Source organism: Halopseudomonas pelagia CL-AP6, assembly GCF_000410875.1.
Taxonomy (GTDB): Bacteria; Pseudomonadota; Gammaproteobacteria; order Pseudomonadales; family Pseudomonadaceae; genus Halopseudomonas; species Halopseudomonas pelagia.
In genome coordinates, this window is record NZ_AROI01000006.1 from 1 (window position 1) to 19,850 (window position 19,850).

Sequence of the window (19,850 nt, forward strand, 5' to 3'; positions counted from 1 at the left end):
GTTTTTACACACTCTGGGCCGAAAGCAGTCTGGGCGGACACGCTGCTAACGGCCAAAAAGCGGTCCTACGCGATGTGTCTAGAATACGTGGGGCAATTCATTATGGTCCTCTTCGTAATCATCGAACATGGAGCGCACCAAACGCTCGCGCTTGACGTCAGCAAGTATTCTGAAAAAGCACGTCTCACACAGCCGGAGCTCGTAGCTCTCGCCATTATGGGAAGAGCCGGGCCCCCAGTTTGCTCGGAGCACCCCGAACTCGGGAGGTAGCTCTCCTGATCGAAGGCCTTCGTCACAGAAATCGCAGTTCAGGTCATGGACCGGCTCCCTTTGTTCCTCTGTTTCAATGTTCATAGATTTTCCTCACGTAGCAATGCTACTTTTTTGAGTTTATCTTATCCCAGCTTTGAGCCGGAAAAGCTCTGGCTTTTCTCGGCCCGCGGGAAACGACTGAGGCCAAAAGTCTAGATTCATCGTTAAAGAGCGATGTCGCTGCTGATGATTGCTTCTGCGTAGTGAGGATTAATAGTCCGTTCTCCTTACTTAGCTTCCTGCCTTACCCATGCAGCTGCGGCCTTGCGAGGACTGTATGTGGATTACGTGGATGAGTGAGTTCGCCATTGCTTTGCTTGCACATAACCAATGAGAGCGTCACAGTGCGGACCCTTTGCCCGGCCGAACGGCTTAGCAGTCGGATGTGAGGGTGCAGCAGTTAGTGCTCCCCGAGCAGCCCAAGCGAGCGAAGTCGCGGCCGGGAAGGCTGACGAAGAATGTGCTCGCTGTAGGGTTGGCTATGCCCGCAGCTCGTGCGGCTAGGAAGCTTGATATCTTGGGCGGACACGGTAGGTCGCGATTATTACCATAGTGTGGCCAAACCGGCCAATCTATGGTTCTAAGAACATTCTAAATGGCTGGTACGACAAAAAATGGTGGGCCCAGTAGGACTTGAACCTACGACCAAGCGATTATGAGTCGCCTGCTCTGACCAACTGAGCTATGGGCCCGCGCTTTTGTAGCAGTCGCGGATTATACGGGCTGCCGAGCGTGCTGGCTAGGCTGCTTTACTGTGCAATGCACAGGCTTTGGGTCCGCTTCGGATCCTGGCGGCGGTTGGCTGCACAGGATCCGAAGGGGAGGGCGTTACTCGTCGATGGTGATGCTGGACTCCAGCTCGGCCTCAATCTGCTCTCGGGTAAAGGGTACCCGGTGCCATTGCTTGGCTGAATAGGCTTCGGTGTAGTCCGAGTAGTGGGGGCTGCTCGGGTCTGTGGACTGGGCGTGGGAGACCAGGGTGTAGGCTCTTACCGGTTCATCCTCAGGAAAGTCCACTACGTGCATGTAGCTGTTGCGCAGCACGGTGAAATAGCCTTCGCTGCCTTCCCCGCCATACTGCGGAATCTGCTCGCCGGGCTTGAGGAAGAACTGCACCTCGCCCAGCCTGGCATCCAGTGCTACACCGCTGGCGACCACCTCGACGACGCTGGCCGAGAAGGCTTCGCGCAGGCTGTTCTGCACATCGCTGCTGTTGCTTAAGCCGTCTGGGGTGTTGATCGGGTCGTTGGCGTCGAACGGCGTTGCATACAGATCCAGATTTCTGACCTTGGCCCAGAATGCACTCCAGATATGCGCACCTCTGGAGTCCAGATTGCCGGTGTTGTCCCAGGCCGAGAGAACCAGGCAGGCCTGTTGCTCGCTGGCAGGCGCATTGCTGTCACAGACGGCCGCCAGTACCTGCGTCTTGAGCCGCTCGGCACTGTAGACACGACTGTTGAGCGAGATGTCGCGGATGTTTTCGCTGCTCGCCAAATGGCCGTTGAGTCCATCGGTCCCAGTAAGACGTTCCCGTGCCAGGGTATGGCCCATGCGGGTACGCAGGCTCTGGGCGTAGTCTTCCCGGCCGATGATGCCGGCAAAGCCGGTCAGGGGTTGCTCCGGATTGCTCAGCCAGTAGCTGTCGTTCATGTTGGCTACGTAGTCTGTGCTGAACAGGCTGGGTAGATTGCCTGGGCCGAAGGCGCCGGGTTGTGCTGAGTCAGCATCGGTGCGCCAGTTGCATGCTAAACGACTGCCATCCAGTAGCGGCAGGCCTGGCGCTAGCTGCAATACTGCGGCGCCGAGGCCCGGTACCAGACACTTAGCCAGCATGTTGTCGGGTACATTGGGTACGGTGGTGATGTCGGAGTAGAGTGCGCGCTTATCGCCGCGGCCGATGGCAGCGGTGTTGACCCAGGGTATGCCGACATACTCGCGGGCCAGGTTGTAGAAGTCAGTCAGGGATTCGGCGTGGTTCCAGGCCAGGAAGTTCTGGAAGGCGCGGGTGTTCTCGAGGTTGGCGTCACGTAGGGTGAAGGCCGTCTGATTATTCCAGCCTGGGAGTTTGAGACCGCTCAGGTCGATCATCGGTCCGTAACTTGAGCGATAGAGTGTGCGAGCCGCAGGCGCGAGGGAGCCGTCGCTCTGTTTAACCTGTACAGTGATCTCGCTGGCGCTCATCTCGTGCACTTTGTCGTCCACTAGGTAGCGGGTGGGATCCCCTTCAACCAGTTGTAACTGGAACAGGGTAAAGCGTCGGGCGGTCGAGACGGTATGGGCCCAGGCCACGTTGTCATTGAAGCCCATCAGCACCATGGGCGAGCCGATGATAGCCGCGCCGGAAATGTCCAGTTTGCCGGGGATGGTCATCTGCAGTTGATAGAAGCGGTCGACACCGAGCAGATACCAATGCGGGTTAGCAAGTAGCAAACCTCCACCGGATTCGGTGGCATCGCCACCAAAGGCGAAGGTGTTGCTGCCGATTCCCTGTTTGCGCCCGAGCAGGAAGCGTTCTGGGGTCGGCTCGATGGCCACTTGCTGTTGGTCAAGCGTGCGCAGGGAGGCGGCCCCGATGGCGGGTGGTTGGGCGTTGCTGATTTCTTCCACCCAGTTGGCGCTGCTGGCGGCCAGGTTCAGGGCGATCAGTCGTTGCAGCACGTCATCTTCGCTGATGGTTACCAGCCAATCTTCATTGCGGCAACTGGCATGGCGGCCGACATGTTGGCCGTCTCTAATCTCCTTGACGTAACGACTGTAGCCCGCTGCAAACCCTTGGCTCAGTTCAAGCAGTTCCGGGGTCTGCTCGGCCTTGAAACGGTCAATCTGCTGATCATCGATCAAAAAACGGAAGAAAAAGTCAGCTTCCAGATTGGGTGGCGTGCCGAAGGTGCCCATGGGCGAAGCCGGTTGGTCGGGGCCAAAGTATTGGGAGCGCTCGCCGCGGAAAGTGACGAAGGCGTCCGCGAGGACGCACAGGTTGTCTTCGGCGATAGCATAGCCATGGCCATATCCGGCGCCGCCGTAGTTGTCTGCGGTGATGTGCGGGACGCCATAGGTGGTTCGTTCGATGGTGGCGTTGTAGCTTGGTGCCGGCGTGGGAGGGGTGTCGTTGCTGCTGCTTCCGCCGCCTCCGCCGCTGAGGCAGCCACCGAGAAGTATTGCCGTGGTCAACAGGCCGAGGCGGGTGAACCCTCGATACTGCAGAGAATTATGCATTGTTGTTTCCTCTTGTTTTTATAGGGCCCCATGGGGCCACTCGAGGAGACTAGATCAGAATGATTCTCGATAATTGAACGCAGCGGCTATTTGCCCATCGTTGTCAGAGCATTTCCACCTTCATGCCCTTTGCTACAAAGGAAGGTGTCAGGCCAAAGAAGTGCCTGATGGTGCGGGTCAGGTGCGCCGAATCGGAAAAGCCGACGTCGTATGCGACCGCGGAGAGAGGTTCGCCCCGTGCTATCAGGTCGACGGCGCGGCGCATCTTGGCCCAAAGGATATAGCTCTTGATCGGGATGCCCAGCTTGTCGGAGAACAGGTGGGAAAGGCGGTCTGCAGACAGACCTACTTCGGCGGCGAGCTCGGCTACTGTGCTGGTCAGCGGCAGCTCTTTTTTGATCTTCTGCGCTACATGCAGGGCGCGCATATCCATGGGCATCTTTATCGGGCGGTAGCCGCAGATAGCCTGGGGCAGTTCGGTGGTGAGGCGAAATAGCGATGCCTTGTCCAGCGTGCCCGAACCTATTCTGTGCATGTTCTGCTGGTCGATGGCGTACGGCTTGAGGGTCACCGAGCGCACGACTTGGCCGCTCAAGAAGGCGGTCAGCGCGTGGTGTTCGTAGCTCTGTGGGTCAAAGTTGAGCGACAACAAGGCGGTGTCACTGGCGTCGAGCGAGCGTGGGGTGTGGCGCGCGACCAGTGCGGCCTGATAGCGCTGGCGCTGGCCGTCGGGGTTGCCCAGCACAAAGCCGGCATCGCTCAGGGCGACAAGCAGGGTTACGGTGTGACGCTGGGTGATCTCCGAGATCATGCCGGGGGTGATGTAGAGAAACCGGTCATCCCAAACATAAAGGCGATTCTGGTAAGACATCCTTGTGGCTCCTGAGCTGACTGCTGCACGTTGTTGCCTGGTGCCGAACAAGCAGAACTGTAACAGAAAACCAAATAAAAACGCCCGGCATATAGCCGGGCGTCGGGTGCTGCAGAGCGTTGCTTACTCGTCGAGGAAGCTGCGCAGGTGGTCGCTGCGCGTAGGGTGCCGCAGCTTGCGCAGCGCCTTGGCTTCGATCTGACGAATACGCTCACGCGTTACGTCAAACTGCTTGCCGACTTCTTCCAGCGTGTGGTCGGTATTCATATCGATACCGAAACGCATACGCAGGACTTTGGCTTCCCGCGCGGTGAGGCCGGAGAGGACTTCGCGAGTGGCTTCCTTGAGGCTTTCCACGGTTGCCGAGTCGATCGGCGATTCCATGGTCGAGTCCTCGATGAAGTCGCCCAGGTGCGAGTCTTCGTCATCACCGATCGGGGTTTCCATGGAGATCGGCTCTTTGGCGATCTTCAATACCTTGCGGATCTTGTCCTCAGGCATTTCCATGCGCTCGCCCAGCTCTTCCGGGGTCGGTTCGCGGCCCATTTCCTGCAGCATTTGCCGCGAGATACGGTTGAGCTTGTTGATTGTCTCGATCATGTGCACCGGAATACGGATGGTGCGCGCCTGATCGGCAATCGAACGGGTAATCGCCTGACGAATCCACCAGGTGGCGTAGGTCGAGAACTTGTAACCGCGGCGGTATTCAAACTTGTCCACCGCTTTCATCAGGCCAATGTTGCCTTCCTGGATCAGATCGAGGAATTGCAGGCCGCGGTTGGTGTACTTCTTGGCGATCGAAATCACCAGACGCAGGTTGGCTTCGACCATTTCTTTCTTGGCACGCCGGGCGCGGGCTTCACCGATCGACATGCGACGGTTGATGTCCTTGACCTCGGAGATGGTCAGTTCCGCGTCTTGCGCTAGCGCAGCGAGTTTCTTCTGCGCGCGGATAATGTCGGCCTTGCGCCCTTCCAGAGCTTCAGCGTAACGCGGCTTGTCGGCCAGTAAACTATCAACCCAGTCAGCATTGATTTCGTTGCCGGGGAAGCCACGCAGGAAATCGGCACGGGGCATGCGTACATCGCGTACACACAATTGCATGATGGCGCGTTCCTGGGCACGAATCTGATCCTGAGCGCCGCGTACACGCTGTACCAGGGCTTCGTACTGCTTGGGAATCAGCTTGATCGGCATGAACAGCAATGCCAGCTCTTCCAGCTCGGCAGTGACCTGCTTGCTGCCACGGCCGTGCTTCTTCAGCGCTTTTTTGGTTTTGGCCAGTTGATCGGCAATAGCGGTAAAGCGCAGGCGAGCGACCTCTGGATCAGGTCCGCCGTCGCCTTCTTCTTCGGCGTCGTCGTCGCTGTCATCGTCGTCGTCTTTATCGTCCTTGTCCTCGGTCTTGGCTTCGGCAGGCGCTTCTTGCACTGCGGGCGGGCCACCGGACAGGCCGTCGTCGTCAGGATCGATGTAACCGCTGAAGATATCAGACAGGCGGCCACTCTCTTCCACTACGCGGTGGTAGTCGGCGAGAATGCCATCGACGGTGCCTGGGAACATGGAGATGGCCGCCATGACTTCACGGATGCCTTCCTCGATGCGCTTGGCAATTTCGATTTCGCCTTCACGGGTCAGCAGCTCGACCGTACCCATTTCGCGCATATACATGCGCACTGGGTCGGTGGTGCGACCAATATCGCTTTCAACGGCGGCGAGAGCAGCAGCGGCTTCTTCAGCAGCGGCTTCGTCGGCATCGTTGTCTGCCAGGAGCAGGGCATCGGCATCGGGCGCCGTCTCGAAGACGGTGATCCCCATGTCGTTGATCATGCGGATGATGTCTTCAACCTGCTCCGGATCGGAAATGTCTTCCGGGAGATGGTCGTTGACTTCCGCATACGTCAGATAGCCTTGCTCGCGACCGCGGGCAATAAGCTCTTTCAGACGGGATTGCTGTTGCGCTTTTCCGGACATAACAACCCTTTGGATGCCTTGGTATACAAAAAAGTAAGCTGCGGATTATACCCTGATTTCAGGCCATAAAGCCAGTTGGGTAGTCCTTTGCTTGTCTGATTACTGGTCTTGCACGTGTGCAGGGCGCCTGTGCAGGAGCTCGCGCAGTTGTTGCTTTTCCTCAGTGGTCAGCGGTGTGTGCGACGATTTATCGAGGAGATGCTCGATACGTTGTTCAGTTTGGCGTGCTACTAGACTGTTAATGGTGTCGAAAAACTGTTGTTCAAGGTTTGCGTCGGGAATATTCAACAACCATTCCTTTTCCGCCAGTTGACTGAGTTGCTCGCCCATCTCGGTGCCGTGCCAGCGTGCCAGCAATTGTACGGTACTGAGTGTAGGCGTTTTCTGCAGAGCTTCAATCAAGCCGACCAGCAGTTGTGCTTGCTCGCCCTCTTCGTCGGCAAACTGGTTGGCCTCGGTTACCAGGCCGGCCAGCTGCGGATGGTGAAGCAACGTGCGCGCAGCGTTCAGCAGCGGGTTCTCCACGCCGGCGCGCTCAGTCTTGCGTGGCTTGCTGCTGCGTTGCGGTTGGCGCTTTGGCGAGTAATCCTGGTTGCCGGCCCAGGCATCGGTTTCCACATCCTGATAGTCGGCATAGTCGTTTGCCGAGGCGGGCGGTGGCGGTGGCGGCGGCAGGCTGTCCAGATCCATGCCGGTCAGTTTTTCCAGCGATTGACGCAATAATCGTTTGAGCATGCTGCCGGGGATTTGTTCAATTAGCGGCAGCGCCAAGGTCGCCAGATGGGCTTTGCCTTCCAGTGTATCCGGGTTGGCTTCCTCGGACAGATGGCGAAACAGGTAATCGGTCAGCGCCTGTGCCTGCTGGGCCATGCGTGCGCGGAAGGCGTCTTGCCCTTCGCTGCGAATCAGGGTGTCTGGGTCCTGGCCTTCAGGTAGAAACATGAAGCGTACGTGACGGCCGTCTTCGAGCACAGGCAGGCAGGCGTTCAGCGCCCGCCAGGCGGCTTGCCTGCCGGCTTTGTCACCATCGAAGCAGAACACCAGGGTATTGACGATGCGAAACAGCCGCTTGAGGTGCTCTTCGCTGGTGGCGGTGCCCAGCGTGGCTACCGCGTTGGTGACGCCGTGTTGGGCCAGGGCGATGACGTCCATATAGCCTTCGACGACCAGTACGTCATCCAGTTGCCGGTTCTGCTGGCGCGCTTCATACAGTCCGTAGAGTTCACGGCCTTTGTGATAAATCGGGGTTTCCGGGGAGTTCAAATACTTGGGTTTGTCATCGCCCAGTACCCGGCCGCCAAAGCCCAGTGTGCGGCCGCGGCTGTCACGAATCGGGAATATGATGCGGTCACGAAAGCGGTCATAGCGTTTGCCGCTGTCGGGGTTTTCCACTACTAGCCCGGCTTCGATCAGCGCTTTGACTTCAGTGCTGTCCTTGCTCAGGTGGTTCATCAGGTTGTCCCAGCCGGGTGGGGCAAAGCCGATATCGTAGAGTTTAGCGATCTGGCCGGTCAGGCCGCGCTGTTTCAGGTAGTCGACGGCCCGGCGTTTCTGGGCGTGATGACGCAGTTGCTGGCGATAATAGGCGGCAGCCTGCTCCAGTAGCGCGTAGAGCGGGCTGTCCTGGCGTGGTGCGCGGGGCTCCCGGTGTGAGCCGGGGCGTTGTTCTTCGCGAGGTACGTCAACGCCGGCATGCCGTGCCAGCTCTTCGACCGCCTGGGGAAAATCCAGCCGCTCGAAATCCATGACGAAGCTCAGCGCGTTGCCGCCAGCACCACAGCCGAAACAGTAATAGAACTGTTTGTCCGGGCTGACGCTGAAGGAGGGCGATTTTTCGTTATGGAACGGGCATAGGGCCGAAAAGTTCTTGCCAGTCTTCTTGAGCTTCAGGCGCGAGCCCACCACCTCAACGATATCGGTACGGCCGATGAGGTCGTCAATAAAGCCTTGGGGGATCAAGCCTGCCATCGGAATTGCCTTGCGATGTCGATAGTGGCCGCAGGAAATGCCGCGCAGCTCTCATCCGTACCCAACCAGGGTATACCTGCTTGGTCGGTGTTTGCGAAACACTATAGCAGCCATAACGAACAGCCAAGCACAAAAATCCAGCCATTTCCAAATGCTTGGAAGGCCGGAAAAATGCTTAGAGCTTAGCGGTATCAATCTGTCTGGATCGTCGCCTTGCGGTTCAGATTCGGCGAGTCCGCTCGGACTCGCAAACAGACAGATTGAAACTCAGTACAGGCGTACGTGACGACGCTGTTCGCGCTGCAGCTTCTTGGCGTGACGCTTAACTGCGGCAGCAGCCTTGCGCTTGCGCTCGGTAGTGGGCTTCTCGTAAAACTCGCGGCGGCGGACTTCAGCCAGCACACCAGCTTTTTCGCAAGAGCGCTTGAAGCGGCGCAGTGCGACGTCGAAGGGTTCGTTCTCTTTTAATTTGACGGCAGGCATTTCGTACCTTTCTGACAATTTGCTGTGGGTCATTACCCTCGACCGTGGCCGGGGGCGATTGCATTTCTAAGGGGAGCGGATGTTACCGCCTTCATTAGGGAAATGCAAAATAAGATTCGATGTCAGGGTGAAAATCCCCTGGGTGCTACTTGAGTGCCAAGGGCATCGATACCCGGAAAGTCTGGTCTGGCGGCCAAGGGGCGATTATCATGCATGCCCACTTTGCTGATGTCCATGGGTAGCCGACTTTATTATGCGTGTTCTGGGTATTGAAACCTCCTGTGATGAAACCGGCATAGCGATCTATGACAGCGAGCGAGGGCTGTTGGCAGACGCGCTATTTAGCCAGATCGACCTGCATCGGGTTTACGGCGGTGTGGTGCCTGAGCTGGCCTCGCGCGATCACGTCAAGCGACTGATACCGCTTATGCGGGAAGTCTTCGAGAGTGCCGGTATTGCCGAAGGCGATGTCGACGGCGTGGTCTATACCGCAGGCCCCGGCCTGGTCGGCGCGCTGCTGGTTGGTGGTGCCTGCGCTCGGGCGCTGGCCTTTGCCTGGGGCGTGCCGGCGCTGGGTGTGCATCATATGGAAGGGCACCTGTTGGCGCCGATGCTTGAAGCGTCGCCGCCGGCCTATCCTTTTGTTGCGCTGTTGGTGTCTGGCGGGCATACCCAGCTGGTGCGGGTCGATGGTATCGGCCAGTATCAGTTGCTTGGCGAGTCGCAGGACGATGCCGCCGGCGAAGCCTTCGACAAAACCGCCAAGCTCATGGGGCTGCCTTATCCGGGCGGCCCCGAAATCGCCCGTCTGGCCGTTTCGGGAACGCCGGGACGTTTTGTATTCCCCCGTCCGATGACTGACAGACCGGGCCTGGATTTCAGCTTCAGTGGCCTGAAAACCGCCACTTTAAATGCCTGGCAGCAATGTGTCGCCAACGACGATGCGGGCGAGCAAACGCGCTGTGACGTGGCGCTGGCCTTTGAGCAAGCGGTAGTCGACACCCTGACGATCAAATGCAAACGCGCGCTCAAGGCGTGCGGGTTGAACCGGTTGGTGATTGCCGGTGGCGTCAGCGCCAACCGACATTTGCGCGCCTCGCTGGAGGCTATGGCCAAGGGGCTCAAGGGCGAACTGTTCTATGCGCGGCCGGAATTCTGTACGGATAACGGCGCGATGATCGCCTATGCAGGTTGTCAGCGGCTAATGGCCGGCCAGCATGACCAATCCGGTATCGAGGCGCGGGCTCGTTGGCCGATGGAAGAGTTACCGCCGATCAATAGGGCGTGACGCTAATGCTTGAAGTGGTTTTCGCTGCCGGTCAGTAGGCGGCCAATATTCAGCCGATGGCGCGCCAGAATCAGTAGCACCATAATGCTGCAAGCCAGCAATAGTTCTGGCCTATACCAGGCGAGCCAGGGCAACAGAGCGACGCAGGCTGTTATCGACGCGACGGAGGCGATGCGCAGGATGGCGAAGGTGGCCAGCCAGATCGCACAGACGAGCAGCGCCACGGGCCAGGACAGCATCAGCAGTGCGCCTGCCGCAGTGGCGACGCCCTTGCCACCGCGCAGGCGATGAAATATCGGCAGAATATGCCCGGTAACAGCGGCCAGCGCGACCCAGCCTTGCGCTGCCGGCTCAAGACCCGCACGCTGGGCCAGCCAGACGGCCAGCGCACCCTTGCTCAGGTCACCGAGCAGGGTTGCCAGCGCCAGCGGTCTGCCGCCCAGACGCAGCATGTTGCTTGCGCCGGGATTGCCCGAACCCATGCTGCGCGGGTCGGGCAGCCGCCGCAACTGGCTGATGAGCACGGCGAAGGACACCGAACCCAGAAGGTAGGCCGTACACAGCAGCAGGATGAATAAAGGGGACATGGCTCTTGTCGTGATCAAAACCCGATTGTAGTCGACCTGTTTGTATTCGGCCTGGGCATAATTGACCCTAATTGTATTAAAGATCGGAGCTTCATGTGGATCAGGTATTTATCAAAGGGTTGGCAGTCGAGGCCGTGATCGGCGTTTACGACTGGGAGCGGACCATTGTGCAGCCATTGGTGCTGGATCTGGAGATGGGCTGGGACATCCGTATGGCCGCCGCCGGCGATGATCTTGGCGCCACCCTGGATTACGCGGCAGTCAGCATGCGTGTGCTCGACTATGTTTCCGCCAGCCAGTTCCTGTTGGTTGAGGCCCTGGCCGAGCACGTCGCAGCGCTGGTGATGCAGGAGTTTTCCGTGCCCTGGTTGCGTCTGCGGGTCACCAAGCCCGGAGCGGTCGCCCAGGCCAGCGGGGGGGTGGGCGTGGTCATAGAACGTGGAACGCGCCCGGCATGACCATGGTCTTTCTTGGCGTGGGCACCAATACTGATCGGGAACATCATCTCGGCCGGGGACTGGATGCGCTCAAGCAATTGCTGGGGGCGCTGGATGTTTCTCCGGTGTTTGAAAGTGATGCTGTGGGTGTATTGGGGCATCGATTTCTGAATATGATTGTGGGTGCGCAGACGCATCTGTCGCTGCTCGATCTGACATCGGGCCTCAAGGCAATCGAGGCTGCCTGTGGGCGGCGCGACTCACCCTCACCAGGACGTATCACGCTGGATATCGATATCCTTACCTACGGCGATCTGGCGGGTGAGCATCAAGGGCTGACCCTGCCGCGGCCGGAAGTACTGCGCAATGCCTTTGTGCTCTGGCCGCTGGCCCTGCTGGCGCCGCATGCGATGCTGCCCGGCAGTGGTCGAACCCACGCCGAGCTCTGGGCTGGGTGGCAGGGTGATCAGGCTTTGTGGCCGGTGGCATTTGACTGGCGGGGGCTGGCGTTGACGCCGCCGGAGCTGATTGGAGCGCATGCGTTGCGATCGACGCTCGGCGGGTAACTGGTGGCCTTCTCGCGCCGAAGCCGGCGCTCCCTCAGGGCCCGCTGACCCCGCAGGGGGTGGTCTTAGCCGCGGCTAACCTGCCTTGTACTCCGCAATAGCTCTTTCCCGCTCGCGTTCCAGCGCTTTCCCCAGTTCCGCCCCTTCCAGCCCCAATGCCAGCAGCGACTCGACACTGACGCCGCGTGCCGCCTGGGCGGCAGCGCGCAAGTAATCCGCCTGGGGGTAAGGTTCGTTCTCCAGGCCGGCCCGGCCGCGGGCATCGGCTTCGCAGGTACCGAGAAACTGCTCGAAACGCTCTGGGCGGCGGTAGATATCGAACGCTTTGAACAGCTTGAGCAGTGTGCCGGGCTTTAGCTCCCGTGCGCGGTGGCAGTGGGTGTGGTACTCGCAGGCCAGCAAGGCGAGTTCCTGACAGTCGCGCGGTGCCTTGCAGCGTTGGTTCGCTGCTTTTACTGCGGCCAAACCTTTGGTCTCATGGCCGTGATGTTTCGGCCAATGTGCCGGATCGGTCAGGCCTTTGCCCAAGTCATGTAGCAGGCAGGCCCAGCGGGCAGGCAGGGGCAGTTGCATCTTCGCTGCGGCGCGCAGCACCAGCAACAGGTGCTCGCCGGTATCCACTTCCGGGTGGTGCGCCTTGGGTTGTGGGACGCCGAACAGGCGGTCGACTTCAGGCAATAGCTCGGCGAGGGCGCCGCAGTCACGCAGTACCCGGATAAAAATCTCGGGGTTGGGTTCCATCAGTGCGCGGCTGATTTCCTTCCAGCTACGCTCGGCGGTCAGCGCTTTTAGCTCGCCACTCTCAGCCAGTTCACGCATCAGCGCCATGGTCTCCGGCGCAACGCTGAAACCCATGCGATGGTAGCGGGCCGCATAACGGGCGACACGCAGTACGCGCATCGGGTCTTCGACGAAAGCGGGTGAAACATGTCGCAGCACGCGTGCGGCGAGATCGCGCTGGCCGCCGTAGGGATCGATCAGGTGGCAGTCGGTATCCATGGCCATTGCGTTGACGGTCAGGTCGCGGCGAATCAGGTCCTGTTCCAGCGTCACCTCCGGACTGGTGTGGAAGGTAAATCCACCGTAGCCCTGGCCGCTCTTGCGCTCGGTCCGCGCCAGGGCATATTCCTCTCCGGTTTTAGGGTGCAGAAATACCGGGAAGTCCTGCCCAACAGGCCGAAAACCAGCCTCGAGCATCGCCTCCGGTGTGGCGCCGACGACTACCCAATCGTAATCGCTGAAGGGGTGGCCGAGCAGTTGATCACGCACTGCGCCGCCAACCAGATAGGTTTTAAAAGTGTTGTTCATCGTGTTCGCAAGCCGTGGCCCAATGCCGGATGTCAGTTAACAAATATCGGATAACAAGCTTCGGGCTTGCGGCGCTGCGGTTCAAGCTTTTGTTCAGATAGGTGGAATATTCAGGTCGAAACGCGGCGGCTTGTCGCTTTGAGATTCCGGCTTGGGCGGGATATGCATCTGCGTGATCATCCGCTCGCCATCCAGGCTGTGCAGATGTATGTCAAAGCCCCATAGCCGATGCAGGTGCTTGAGCATTTCGCCGGTCGATTCGCCCAGCGGTTTGCCGTCATGCCGTTGGTGGTGCAAGGTGAGCGACCTGTCGCCACGGCGATCGACCTCCCATACCTGAATATTGGGTTCGCGATTGCCGAGGTTGTATTGCGCGGCAAGGTGCTGACGCACCGCGCGATAACCGCTGTCGTCATGGATGGCAGCGATCTCCAGGTGGTCATCGCTTTCATTGTCGGCGATGGCAAAGAGTTTCAGATCGCGTATCACTTTGGGCGATAGATATTGCAGAATAAAGCTCTCGTCCTTGAAGGTGCGCATCGCGAATTTAAGGGTTTCCAGCCAGTCTGTAGCGACGATGTCGGGGAACCATCGGCGATCTTCTTCAGTGGGGTGTTCACAGATGCGGCGAATGTCCTGCATCATCGCAAAACCCAAGGTGTAGGGGTTGATGCCGCTGTACCATTGGCTGTCGAAGGGTGGCTGATAGATCACGCTGGTGTGCGATTGCAGAAACTCGATCATGAAACCTTCAGTGACCTTGCCCTCGTCATACAGGTGGTTAAGCAGCGTGTAGTGCCAGAATGTCGCCCAGCCTTCGTTCATGACCTGGGTCTGGCGTTGTGGATAGAAGTACTGCGCGACCTTGCGCACAATACGCACTACTTCCCGCTGCCAGGGCTCCAGCAGTGGCGCATTCTTCTCGATGAAGTACAGCAGATTTTCCTGCGGTTCACTAGGGTAGCGGGGCTCTTGAGCCATTTTGTCTCGCGAGTTGGCACTGATGGGTATGGTCCGCCACAACTCGTTGACCTGGCGTTGCAGATGCTCCTCACGTTCCTGTTGGCGCAAGCGTTCCTGTTCGGCGGAGATCGGATAGGGCCGCTTGTAACGATCCACGCCGTAATTCATTAGTGCATGGCAGGAGTCGAGAATATCTTCCACCGCGTCGATACCGTGGCGCTCCTCGCACTCGTTGATGTAATGCCTGGCGAACACCAGATAGTCGATAATCGCGCTGGCGTCGGTCCAGCTGCGGAACAAATAGTTGCCTTTGAAAAAGGAGTTGTGGCCATAACAGGCATGCGCGATGACCAGCGCCTGCATGGTCATGGTGTTTTCTTCCATCAGATAGGCAATGCACGGATCGGAGTTGATCACGATCTCGTAGGCCAAGCCCATCTGGCCGCGCTTGTAGTTCTTTTCGGTATGCAAAAAATGCTTGCCGTATGACCAGTGGTGATAGCCCAGCGGCATACCGACGGAGGCATAGGCGTCCATCATCTGCTCGGCAGTAATTACCTCAATCTGATTGGGGTAGGTGTCGAGTCCGTAGACATCACGGGCTATGCGGCCGATTTCCTGATCGTATTCGCGGATCAGATCGAAGGTCCATTCCGAGCCGGTAGAGATAGGTTGCCGGATCATGTGACCATCCTCTTCTGAAACAGTTTGCGAAATACCGGGTAGATATCACCGGCACCGACGATCTGCTGCTGGGCGAAACTGTCGGAAAAGGACTCCGCTACCTGCTGATATTCGTACCAGAGGGCCTGGTGCTCACGCGGGGTAATTTCCACATAACAGTAGTACTGCATGGCCGGCATGATCTGTTTGAGCAGCAGCTCGCGACAGATCGGCGAGTCATCGTTCCAGTTGTCACCGTCAGAAGCCTGGGCGCAGTAGATATTCCACTCGCCGGGTGCGTAGCGTTCATCAACGATCTGCTGCATCAGGCGCAGGGCGCTGGAGACGATGGTCCCCCCTGTTTCGCGGGAGTAGAAAAACTCTTCTTCATCGACCTCTTTGGCGCTGGTGTGGTGGCGAATAAAGACCACCTCGATGCGTTCGTAATTACGCCGCAGGAACAGATACAACAGGATATAAAAACGCTTGGCCAGGTCCTTGGTGGCCTGGGTCATCGAACCGGACACATCCATCAAACAGAACATCACGGCCTTGGAGCTGGGGTTGGGCTGTTTGGTAATCAGGTTGTAGCGCAGGTCGAAGGTATCCAGAAAGGGTATGCGGTCAATACGCTGTTGTAGTGCTTCTATTTCCTCCTGCAGCGCTTTCTGGTCGGTGAGGTTGTCCGGCTGTTGTTGGCGCAGCAATTCCAGTTCTTGGGTTGCTTCGCGCAGCCGTCGGCGGCTGCTGCCGCTCAAGGCAATGCGACGGGCGTGCGAGGCACGCATTGAACGCACGATATTTATCCGCGACGGATTGCCCTGCTGGCTGATGCCGGCACGCACTGGTTTGAAGGTGTCGGTGCCGGTGAGGTGGCGCTTGACCAGATTGGGCAGGGCGAGATCTTCGAACATGAAATCGAGAAACTCATCCTGGGTAATCTGGAATACGAATTCATCCATGCCCTCGCCGCTGTCACCCGCCTGGCTGCCGCCTTGACCACCGCCGCCGCCGTCGGGCCGGGGAATACGGTCGCCCGTGCTGAACTCACGATTGCCTGGATGCACCCCGGTCTTACGCCCGCCCTGACCGTGGTGAAAAATCGGCTCGTCGATATCCCGGCCGGGAATGCTGATCTGCTCGCCGCCGGCGATATCGGTAATCGAGCGGCGACCAACGGCTTCTTCGACCGCCTTCTTGATATGAGTCTTGTAGCGTCGCAGGAACCGTTGCCGGTTCACCGTGCTCTTGTTCTTGCCGTTCAGACGGCGGTCGATCACGTGGCTCATAGGCCCCTCCGGGGCCAGCGGCAGGCTGCAAGCTTCAAGCTGCAAGCGAAACGCTGGCGGTGCTCTGCTCAAGTTGCTGTTGCGTGTGTCTCCACGGACTGTTTGCAGCTTGCCACTACAAACCTGCCGCTGCTCAATAACGGCGGCGCCTTTATTGAGCTTTGCGCACGCGCAAATACCATTCTGAGAGCAGGCGCACCTGTTTTTCCGTATAGCCACGCTCGATCATGCGGCTGACGAAATCGCCGTGCTTCTTCTGGTCCTCTTTTGACGCTTTGGCATTGAAGCTGATCACCGGGAGCAGGTCTTCGGTGTTGGAGAACATCTTCTTCTCGATCACCATGCGCAGCTTCTCGTACGACAGCCACGAGGGGTTTCGGCCATTGTTTTGCGCTCGGGCGCGTAGCATGAAGTTGACTATTTCGTTGCGGAAGTCTTTAGGGTTGCTGATGCCCGCCGGTTTTTCGATCTTTTCCAGTTCTTCGTTGAGCGCGACGCGGTTGAGAATTTCACCGGTATCCGGGTCGCGATACTCCTGATCCTGAATCCAGAAGTCGGCATACATCACATAACGATCGAAGATGTTCTGCCCATACTCGCTGTAGGATTCCAGATAGGCGGTCTGTATTTCCTTGCCGATAAAGTCCACATAGCGCGGTGCCAAGTATTCCTTGATAAAGCGCAGATAACGCTCGCTGACCTCGTTAGCGAATTGTTCCTGCTCGATCTGCTGCTCCAGTACATAGAGCAGGTGTACCGGATTGGCGGCGACCTCGCTGTTGTCATAGTTGAATACTTTGGACAGGATCTTGAAGGCAAAGCGGGTGGACAGGCCATTCATGCCTTCATCCACCCCGGCGCTGTCACGGTATTCCTGGATGGACTTGGCTTTGGGGTCTGTGTCCTTGAGGTTTTCGCCGTCGTAAATACGCATCTTTGAGTAGACGTTGGAGTTCTCCGGCTCCTTGAGGCGTGACAGCACGGTGAACTGCGCGAGCATTTTCAGGGTGTCGGGCGCACAGTGCGCGTGGGCCAGTGAACTGCTGGTCAGCAGTTTCTGGTATATCTGGATCTCGTCGCTAACACGCAGGCAGTAGGGCACCTTGACGATATAAATACGGTCAATAAAGGCTTCGTTATTCTTATTGTTGCGGAAGGTATGCCACTCGGATTCGTTGGAGTGCGCCAGAATTACGCCGTTGAACGGAATCGCTCCGAGGCCTTCGGTGCTGTTGTAGTTGCCTTCCTGGGTGGCGGTCAGCAGCGGGTGCAGTACCTTGATCGGCGCCTTGAACATCTCGACGAATTCCATCAAGCCCTGATTGGCACGGCACAGCGCGCCGGAGTAGCTGTAGGCATCCGGATCGTTCTGCGGGAACTCTTCCAGCTTGCGAATATCCACCTTGCCGACCAGTGCGGAGATATCCTGATTGTTCTCATCGCCTGGTTCGGTTTTGGCAATGCCGGTTTGCTGCAGGATCGAGGGGTATAGCTTGACCACGCGGAACTGACTGATATCGCCATTGAACTCGTGCAGGCGTTTGACTGCCCAGGGTGACATGATGCTGTTGATATAGCGTCGCGGTATGCCGTAATCCTCTTCGAGGATGGCGCCGTCTTCCTCTGGACTGAACAGGCCGAGCGGCGACTCAAACACTGGCGAGTCCTTGATGGCGTAAAACGGCACCTGCTGCATTAGTGACTTGAGTTTTTCCGCCAAGGACGATTTTCCGCCGCCTACGGGCCCGAGCAGATATAGAATCTGCTTGCGTTCTTCGAGCCCTTGCGCAGCGTGCCGGAAGAACGACACTATGTGTTCGATGGCGTCTTCCATACCATGAAAGTCGGCGAACGCCGGGTAACGTCTGATCATTTTGTTGGAGAAGATGCGCGACAGCCGCGGGTCCATCGAGGTATCAATCAGCTCGGGCTCGCCGATAGCTTTTAGTAGTCGCTCAGCACTGGTTGCATAGGTCAGAGGGTCGGTTTTGCAGAGGTCAAGATACTCTTGCAGGCTGTACTCCTCCTGCCGAGTGGTTTCAAAACGGTTCTGAAAATGACTGAATATACTCATGACTGACCTCGCTGTTACCTGAATGAGGTCTGTGACTTCCGGCCATAGGCCAGCCTGACGGCCGTTAAAGGGCGACAGCATTTCCCTGATGCAACATCCCCCAGTACCAACACGCACAGGCATGGTCGGGGAGTCTGTCGAGCCGTCCAGCGGGCAGGGTAGGGCTGCGCGGTGGGGCTCGGCAGGCTCCCGTTTTATCGGAAGCCGGCAGACCGGCTTTCATGTAATGAATGCCTCAGCTACAGAATAGAACGTTTAGCCAGTGCTGGCACAACCGTTTGGAAAAAAATGCGGGAAAATAATATTGCCGGGTATTTGTCAGCGCAATGTCAGCTGTCTTGGATAGCATCGGGATACTGCTGGCGCCATAGCTCGAAACCGCCGTCCAGGCTGTACACCTGGTCAAATCCCAGGCTGGCTAGATAGGCTGCGGCAGGCTGGCTGGAATTCCCGTGGTAGCAGCAGATGATCAGCGGGGTGTGCTTGTTGGCTGTGGCTAGGTAACCGGGCAGGTTGTCGTTATCCAGGCGCACGGCGTTGCTAATATGGCCCAGTGCGAAGCTTTGCGGGTCGCGGATATCAACCAGCGCCGCGCCTTGTTCCAGCAACTGATTGGCCTGCTGCGGGCTGATACGTTGAAAATCGCTCACGTCGGTTCTCCACAGTGGCACTGGTGACGTTCACCAGTGTCCATGTTCATCAGCGTCATACTGTTGCCCCAGACGCAGCCGCTGTCCAGTGCATGTATGCCGGGCACCCCGGTGTTTGCCTCCAGTGCCGCCCAGTGGCCGAACACGACTTGCGTCGTCGGATCACGTCTGGGGTAGGTGAACCAGGGGGCAAAACCCTTGGGCGCGGAGCCCACGCCTTCCTTGGATTTCAGGTCCAGGGTGCCATCTTGTTTGCAAAAGCGCATGCGTGTCAGATAGTTGGTAATGCAGCGCAGGCGCGCTATGCCGGTGAGCGAGGGCTTCCAGCGATCTGGTTCGTTGCCATACATCTCATCCAGAAACAGCGGTAAGCGCTCATCGCAGCGTAGTACTTCCTCGACCTCGGCAGCGCGCTTGCGCGTTTGTTTCACGCTCCAGATAGGCGGCAGGCCGGCATGCGTCATGAGTATGCCCAGGCGTGCGTCCCAGTGGGCAAGGGGGCGCTGGCGCAGGTTGGCCAGCAAGCGGTCACGGTCGTCGGCCTGGAGAATGGGCAGCAGGGTATCGGATTTGCGCAGCCGCGAGGCATCCCGGCTGGTAGCCAGCAGGTGCAAGTCATGGTTGCCGAGTACGGCGATACAGGCATTGTCGAGGTTGTCGATAAAGCGCAGGGTATTCAGCGAATCCGGTCCGCGATTGACCAAATCCCCAACCGCCCAAAGTACGTCACAGGAAGGGTTGAACCCAACCTCGTCGAGCAGGCATTGGAGGGGCTTTAGGCAGCCTTGAATGTCGCCAACCGCATAAGTGGTCATATCAGATCAATTAAGGGCGTTGGGTTTGGCCAGACGGAATAGAGCAACTGGCGCAGTAAAGTGGTGACCATCACTAGCGCGCATGCCGTAGCGGCCCTCCATGGTGCCGACAGGCGTTTCCAGCAAACAGCCGCTGGAATAGGTAAACACGGCGCCAGGCTCGATCAACGGTTGCTCGCCCACTACGCCAGGCCCTTTGACCTCCTTCAATGCGCCATTGCCGTCGATGATCTTCCAGTGGCGATCAATCAGCTGGGCGGCGATCGCCCCGGTGTTCTCGATGTGAATGGTATAAGCAAAGGCAAAACGCCCGGCGTCGGGGTCCGATTGTTCCTGCAGATAACGGCTTTCAACGCGGACCAGGATGTTGTAGGTGACCGGCATGC

General features: G+C 58.3%; 16 protein-coding genes and 1 tRNA gene. 3 read left to right on the forward strand and 14 right to left on the reverse strand.

All coding sequences use genetic code 11. The annotated features are described in order from the left end of the window. Window positions 1-927: 927 nt before the first annotated feature. The 6 genes from K787_RS0104460 to rpsU all read right to left on the reverse strand — a co-directional run bounded on the left by K787_RS0104460 (window position 928) and on the right by rpsU (window position 8,824). Window positions 928-1,004, reverse strand: a tRNA-Ile gene (locus K787_RS0104460). A 136-nt stretch (window positions 1,005-1,140) separates the two neighbouring features. After that, a complete protein-coding gene (locus tag K787_RS0104465) occupies window positions 1,141-3,528 on the reverse strand; it encodes a penicillin acylase family protein (RefSeq protein ID WP_022961591.1) in 2,388 nt (795 codons plus the stop codon). Window positions 3,529-3,631: 103 nt separating this feature from the next. Then, the gene (locus K787_RS0104470) at window positions 3,632-4,399 is read right to left on the reverse strand and encodes a helix-turn-helix transcriptional regulator (protein WP_022961592.1); all 768 of its coding nucleotides are present in this window, start codon (window positions 4,397-4,399) and stop codon (window positions 3,632-3,634) included. 123 nt (window positions 4,400-4,522) lie between these two features. After that, a complete protein-coding gene (gene rpoD, locus K787_RS0104475; RefSeq protein WP_022961593.1) occupies window positions 4,523-6,373 on the reverse strand; it encodes an RNA polymerase sigma factor RpoD in 1,851 nt (616 codons plus the stop codon). 99 nt (window positions 6,374-6,472) lie between these two features. After that, complete coding sequence (dnaG, locus tag K787_RS0104480) at window positions 6,473-8,341, reverse strand: DNA primase (RefSeq protein ID WP_022961594.1); 1,869 nt, start codon at window positions 8,339-8,341, stop codon at window positions 6,473-6,475. Between the two features lie 267 nt (window positions 8,342-8,608). Continuing rightward, window positions 8,609-8,824 carry a 30S ribosomal protein S21 gene (rpsU, locus tag K787_RS0104485; RefSeq protein WP_022961595.1) on the reverse strand — a complete coding sequence of 72 codons (216 nt, stop codon included), beginning with the start codon at window positions 8,822-8,824 and terminating at the stop codon, window positions 8,609-8,611. 253 nt (window positions 8,825-9,077) lie between these two features. Between rpsU and tsaD the strand changes: the two genes are divergently transcribed. Then, entirely contained in the window at window positions 9,078-10,112 is a 1,035-nt protein-coding gene (gene tsaD, locus K787_RS0104490; RefSeq protein ID WP_022961596.1) for a tRNA (adenosine(37)-N6)-threonylcarbamoyltransferase complex transferase subunit TsaD, read from the forward strand. 2 nt (window positions 10,113-10,114) lie between these two features. On the opposite strand, the gene plsY is transcribed toward tsaD, so the two are convergent. After that, window positions 10,115-10,699 carry a glycerol-3-phosphate 1-O-acyltransferase PlsY gene (gene plsY / locus K787_RS0104495; protein ID WP_022961597.1) on the reverse strand — a complete coding sequence of 195 codons (585 nt, stop codon included), beginning with the start codon at window positions 10,697-10,699 and terminating at the stop codon, window positions 10,115-10,117. Window positions 10,700-10,794: 95 nt separating this feature from the next. Between plsY and folB the strand changes: the two genes are divergently transcribed. Both folB and folK read left to right on the forward strand, forming a co-directional pair. Next, entirely contained in the window at window positions 10,795-11,157 is a 363-nt protein-coding gene (folB, locus tag K787_RS0104500) for a dihydroneopterin aldolase (RefSeq protein ID WP_022961598.1), read from the forward strand. After that, window positions 11,154-11,702, forward strand: coding sequence for a 2-amino-4-hydroxy-6-hydroxymethyldihydropteridine diphosphokinase (gene folK / locus K787_RS0104505; protein ID WP_022961599.1), 549 nt, complete (start codon window positions 11,154-11,156; stop codon window positions 11,700-11,702). The genes folB and folK overlap by 4 nt, the downstream gene beginning before the upstream one ends. A 75-nt stretch (window positions 11,703-11,777) precedes the next feature. Here folK and K787_RS0104510 read toward each other — a convergent pair whose 3' ends face one another. The 7 genes from K787_RS0104510 to apaG all read right to left on the reverse strand — a co-directional run bounded on the left by K787_RS0104510 (window position 11,778) and on the right by apaG (window position 19,848). After that, window positions 11,778-13,010: a multifunctional CCA addition/repair protein gene (locus K787_RS0104510; protein WP_022961600.1), complete on the reverse strand. Its 1,233-nt coding sequence runs from the start codon at window positions 13,008-13,010 to the stop codon at window positions 11,778-11,780. Between the two features lie 93 nt (window positions 13,011-13,103). Next, window positions 13,104-14,657 (reverse strand): SpoVR family protein, encoded by a 1,554-nt coding sequence (locus K787_RS0104515; RefSeq protein ID WP_022961601.1) that lies wholly within the window; start codon window positions 14,655-14,657, stop codon window positions 13,104-13,106. After that, entirely contained in the window at window positions 14,654-15,925 is a 1,272-nt protein-coding gene (locus K787_RS0104520; RefSeq protein WP_022961602.1) for a YeaH/YhbH family protein, read from the reverse strand. Before K787_RS0104520 ends, K787_RS0104515 begins: the two co-directional genes overlap by 4 nt. 151 nt (window positions 15,926-16,076) lie before the next feature. Continuing rightward, complete coding sequence (locus K787_RS0104525) at window positions 16,077-17,999, reverse strand: PrkA family serine protein kinase (protein ID WP_022961603.1); 1,923 nt, start codon at window positions 17,997-17,999, stop codon at window positions 16,077-16,079. A 329-nt stretch (window positions 18,000-18,328) separates the two neighbouring features. Beyond that, the gene (gene glpE, locus K787_RS0104530; RefSeq protein WP_022961604.1) at window positions 18,329-18,649 is read right to left on the reverse strand and encodes a thiosulfate sulfurtransferase GlpE; all 321 of its coding nucleotides are present in this window, start codon (window positions 18,647-18,649) and stop codon (window positions 18,329-18,331) included. Further along, complete coding sequence (locus K787_RS0104535; RefSeq protein ID WP_022961605.1) at window positions 18,646-19,464, reverse strand: symmetrical bis(5'-nucleosyl)-tetraphosphatase; 819 nt, start codon at window positions 19,462-19,464, stop codon at window positions 18,646-18,648. Before K787_RS0104535 ends, glpE begins: the two co-directional genes overlap by 4 nt. A 6-nt stretch (window positions 19,465-19,470) precedes the next feature. Then, the gene (gene apaG, locus K787_RS0104540; protein WP_370736720.1) at window positions 19,471-19,848 is read right to left on the reverse strand and encodes a Co2+/Mg2+ efflux facilitator ApaG/CorD; all 378 of its coding nucleotides are present in this window, start codon (window positions 19,846-19,848) and stop codon (window positions 19,471-19,473) included. Between the last annotated feature and the right edge of the window lie 2 nt (window positions 19,849-19,850).

Excerpts from the sequence above, each read along its gene's own strand:
- K787_RS0104465 (WP_022961591.1), bottom strand. The coding sequence starts at position 3,528 with ATGCATAATTCTCTGCAGTATCGAGGGTTCACCCGCCTCGGCCTGTTG.
- K787_RS0104470 (WP_022961592.1), bottom strand. The coding sequence starts at position 4,399 with ATGTCTTACCAGAATCGCCTTTATGTTTGGGATGACCGGTTTCTCTAC.
- rpoD (WP_022961593.1), bottom strand. The coding sequence starts at position 6,373 with ATGTCCGGAAAAGCGCAACAGCAATCCCGTCTGAAAGAGCTTATTGCC.
- dnaG (WP_022961594.1), bottom strand. The coding sequence starts at position 8,341 with ATGGCAGGCTTGATCCCCCAAGGCTTTATTGACGACCTCATCGGCCGT.
- rpsU (WP_022961595.1), bottom strand. The coding sequence starts at position 8,824 with ATGCCTGCCGTCAAATTAAAAGAGAACGAACCCTTCGACGTCGCACTG.
- tsaD (WP_022961596.1), top strand. The coding sequence starts at position 9,078 with ATGCGTGTTCTGGGTATTGAAACCTCCTGTGATGAAACCGGCATAGCG.
- plsY (WP_022961597.1), bottom strand. The coding sequence starts at position 10,699 with ATGTCCCCTTTATTCATCCTGCTGCTGTGTACGGCCTACCTTCTGGGT.
- folK (WP_022961599.1), top strand. The coding sequence starts at position 11,154 with ATGACCATGGTCTTTCTTGGCGTGGGCACCAATACTGATCGGGAACAT.
- K787_RS0104510 (WP_022961600.1), bottom strand. The coding sequence starts at position 13,010 with ATGAACAACACTTTTAAAACCTATCTGGTTGGCGGCGCAGTGCGTGAT.
- K787_RS0104515 (WP_022961601.1), bottom strand. The coding sequence starts at position 14,657 with ATGATCCGGCAACCTATCTCTACCGGCTCGGAATGGACCTTCGATCTG.
- K787_RS0104520 (WP_022961602.1), bottom strand. The coding sequence starts at position 15,925 with ATGAGCCACGTGATCGACCGCCGTCTGAACGGCAAGAACAAGAGCACG.
- K787_RS0104525 (WP_022961603.1), bottom strand. The coding sequence starts at position 17,999 with ATGAGTATATTCAGTCATTTTCAGAACCGTTTTGAAACCACTCGGCAG.
- K787_RS0104535 (WP_022961605.1), bottom strand. The coding sequence starts at position 19,464 with ATGACCACTTATGCGGTTGGCGACATTCAAGGCTGCCTAAAGCCCCTC.
- apaG (WP_370736720.1), bottom strand. The coding sequence starts at position 19,848 with ATGCCGGTCACCTACAACATCCTGGTCCGCGTTGAAAGCCGTTATCTG.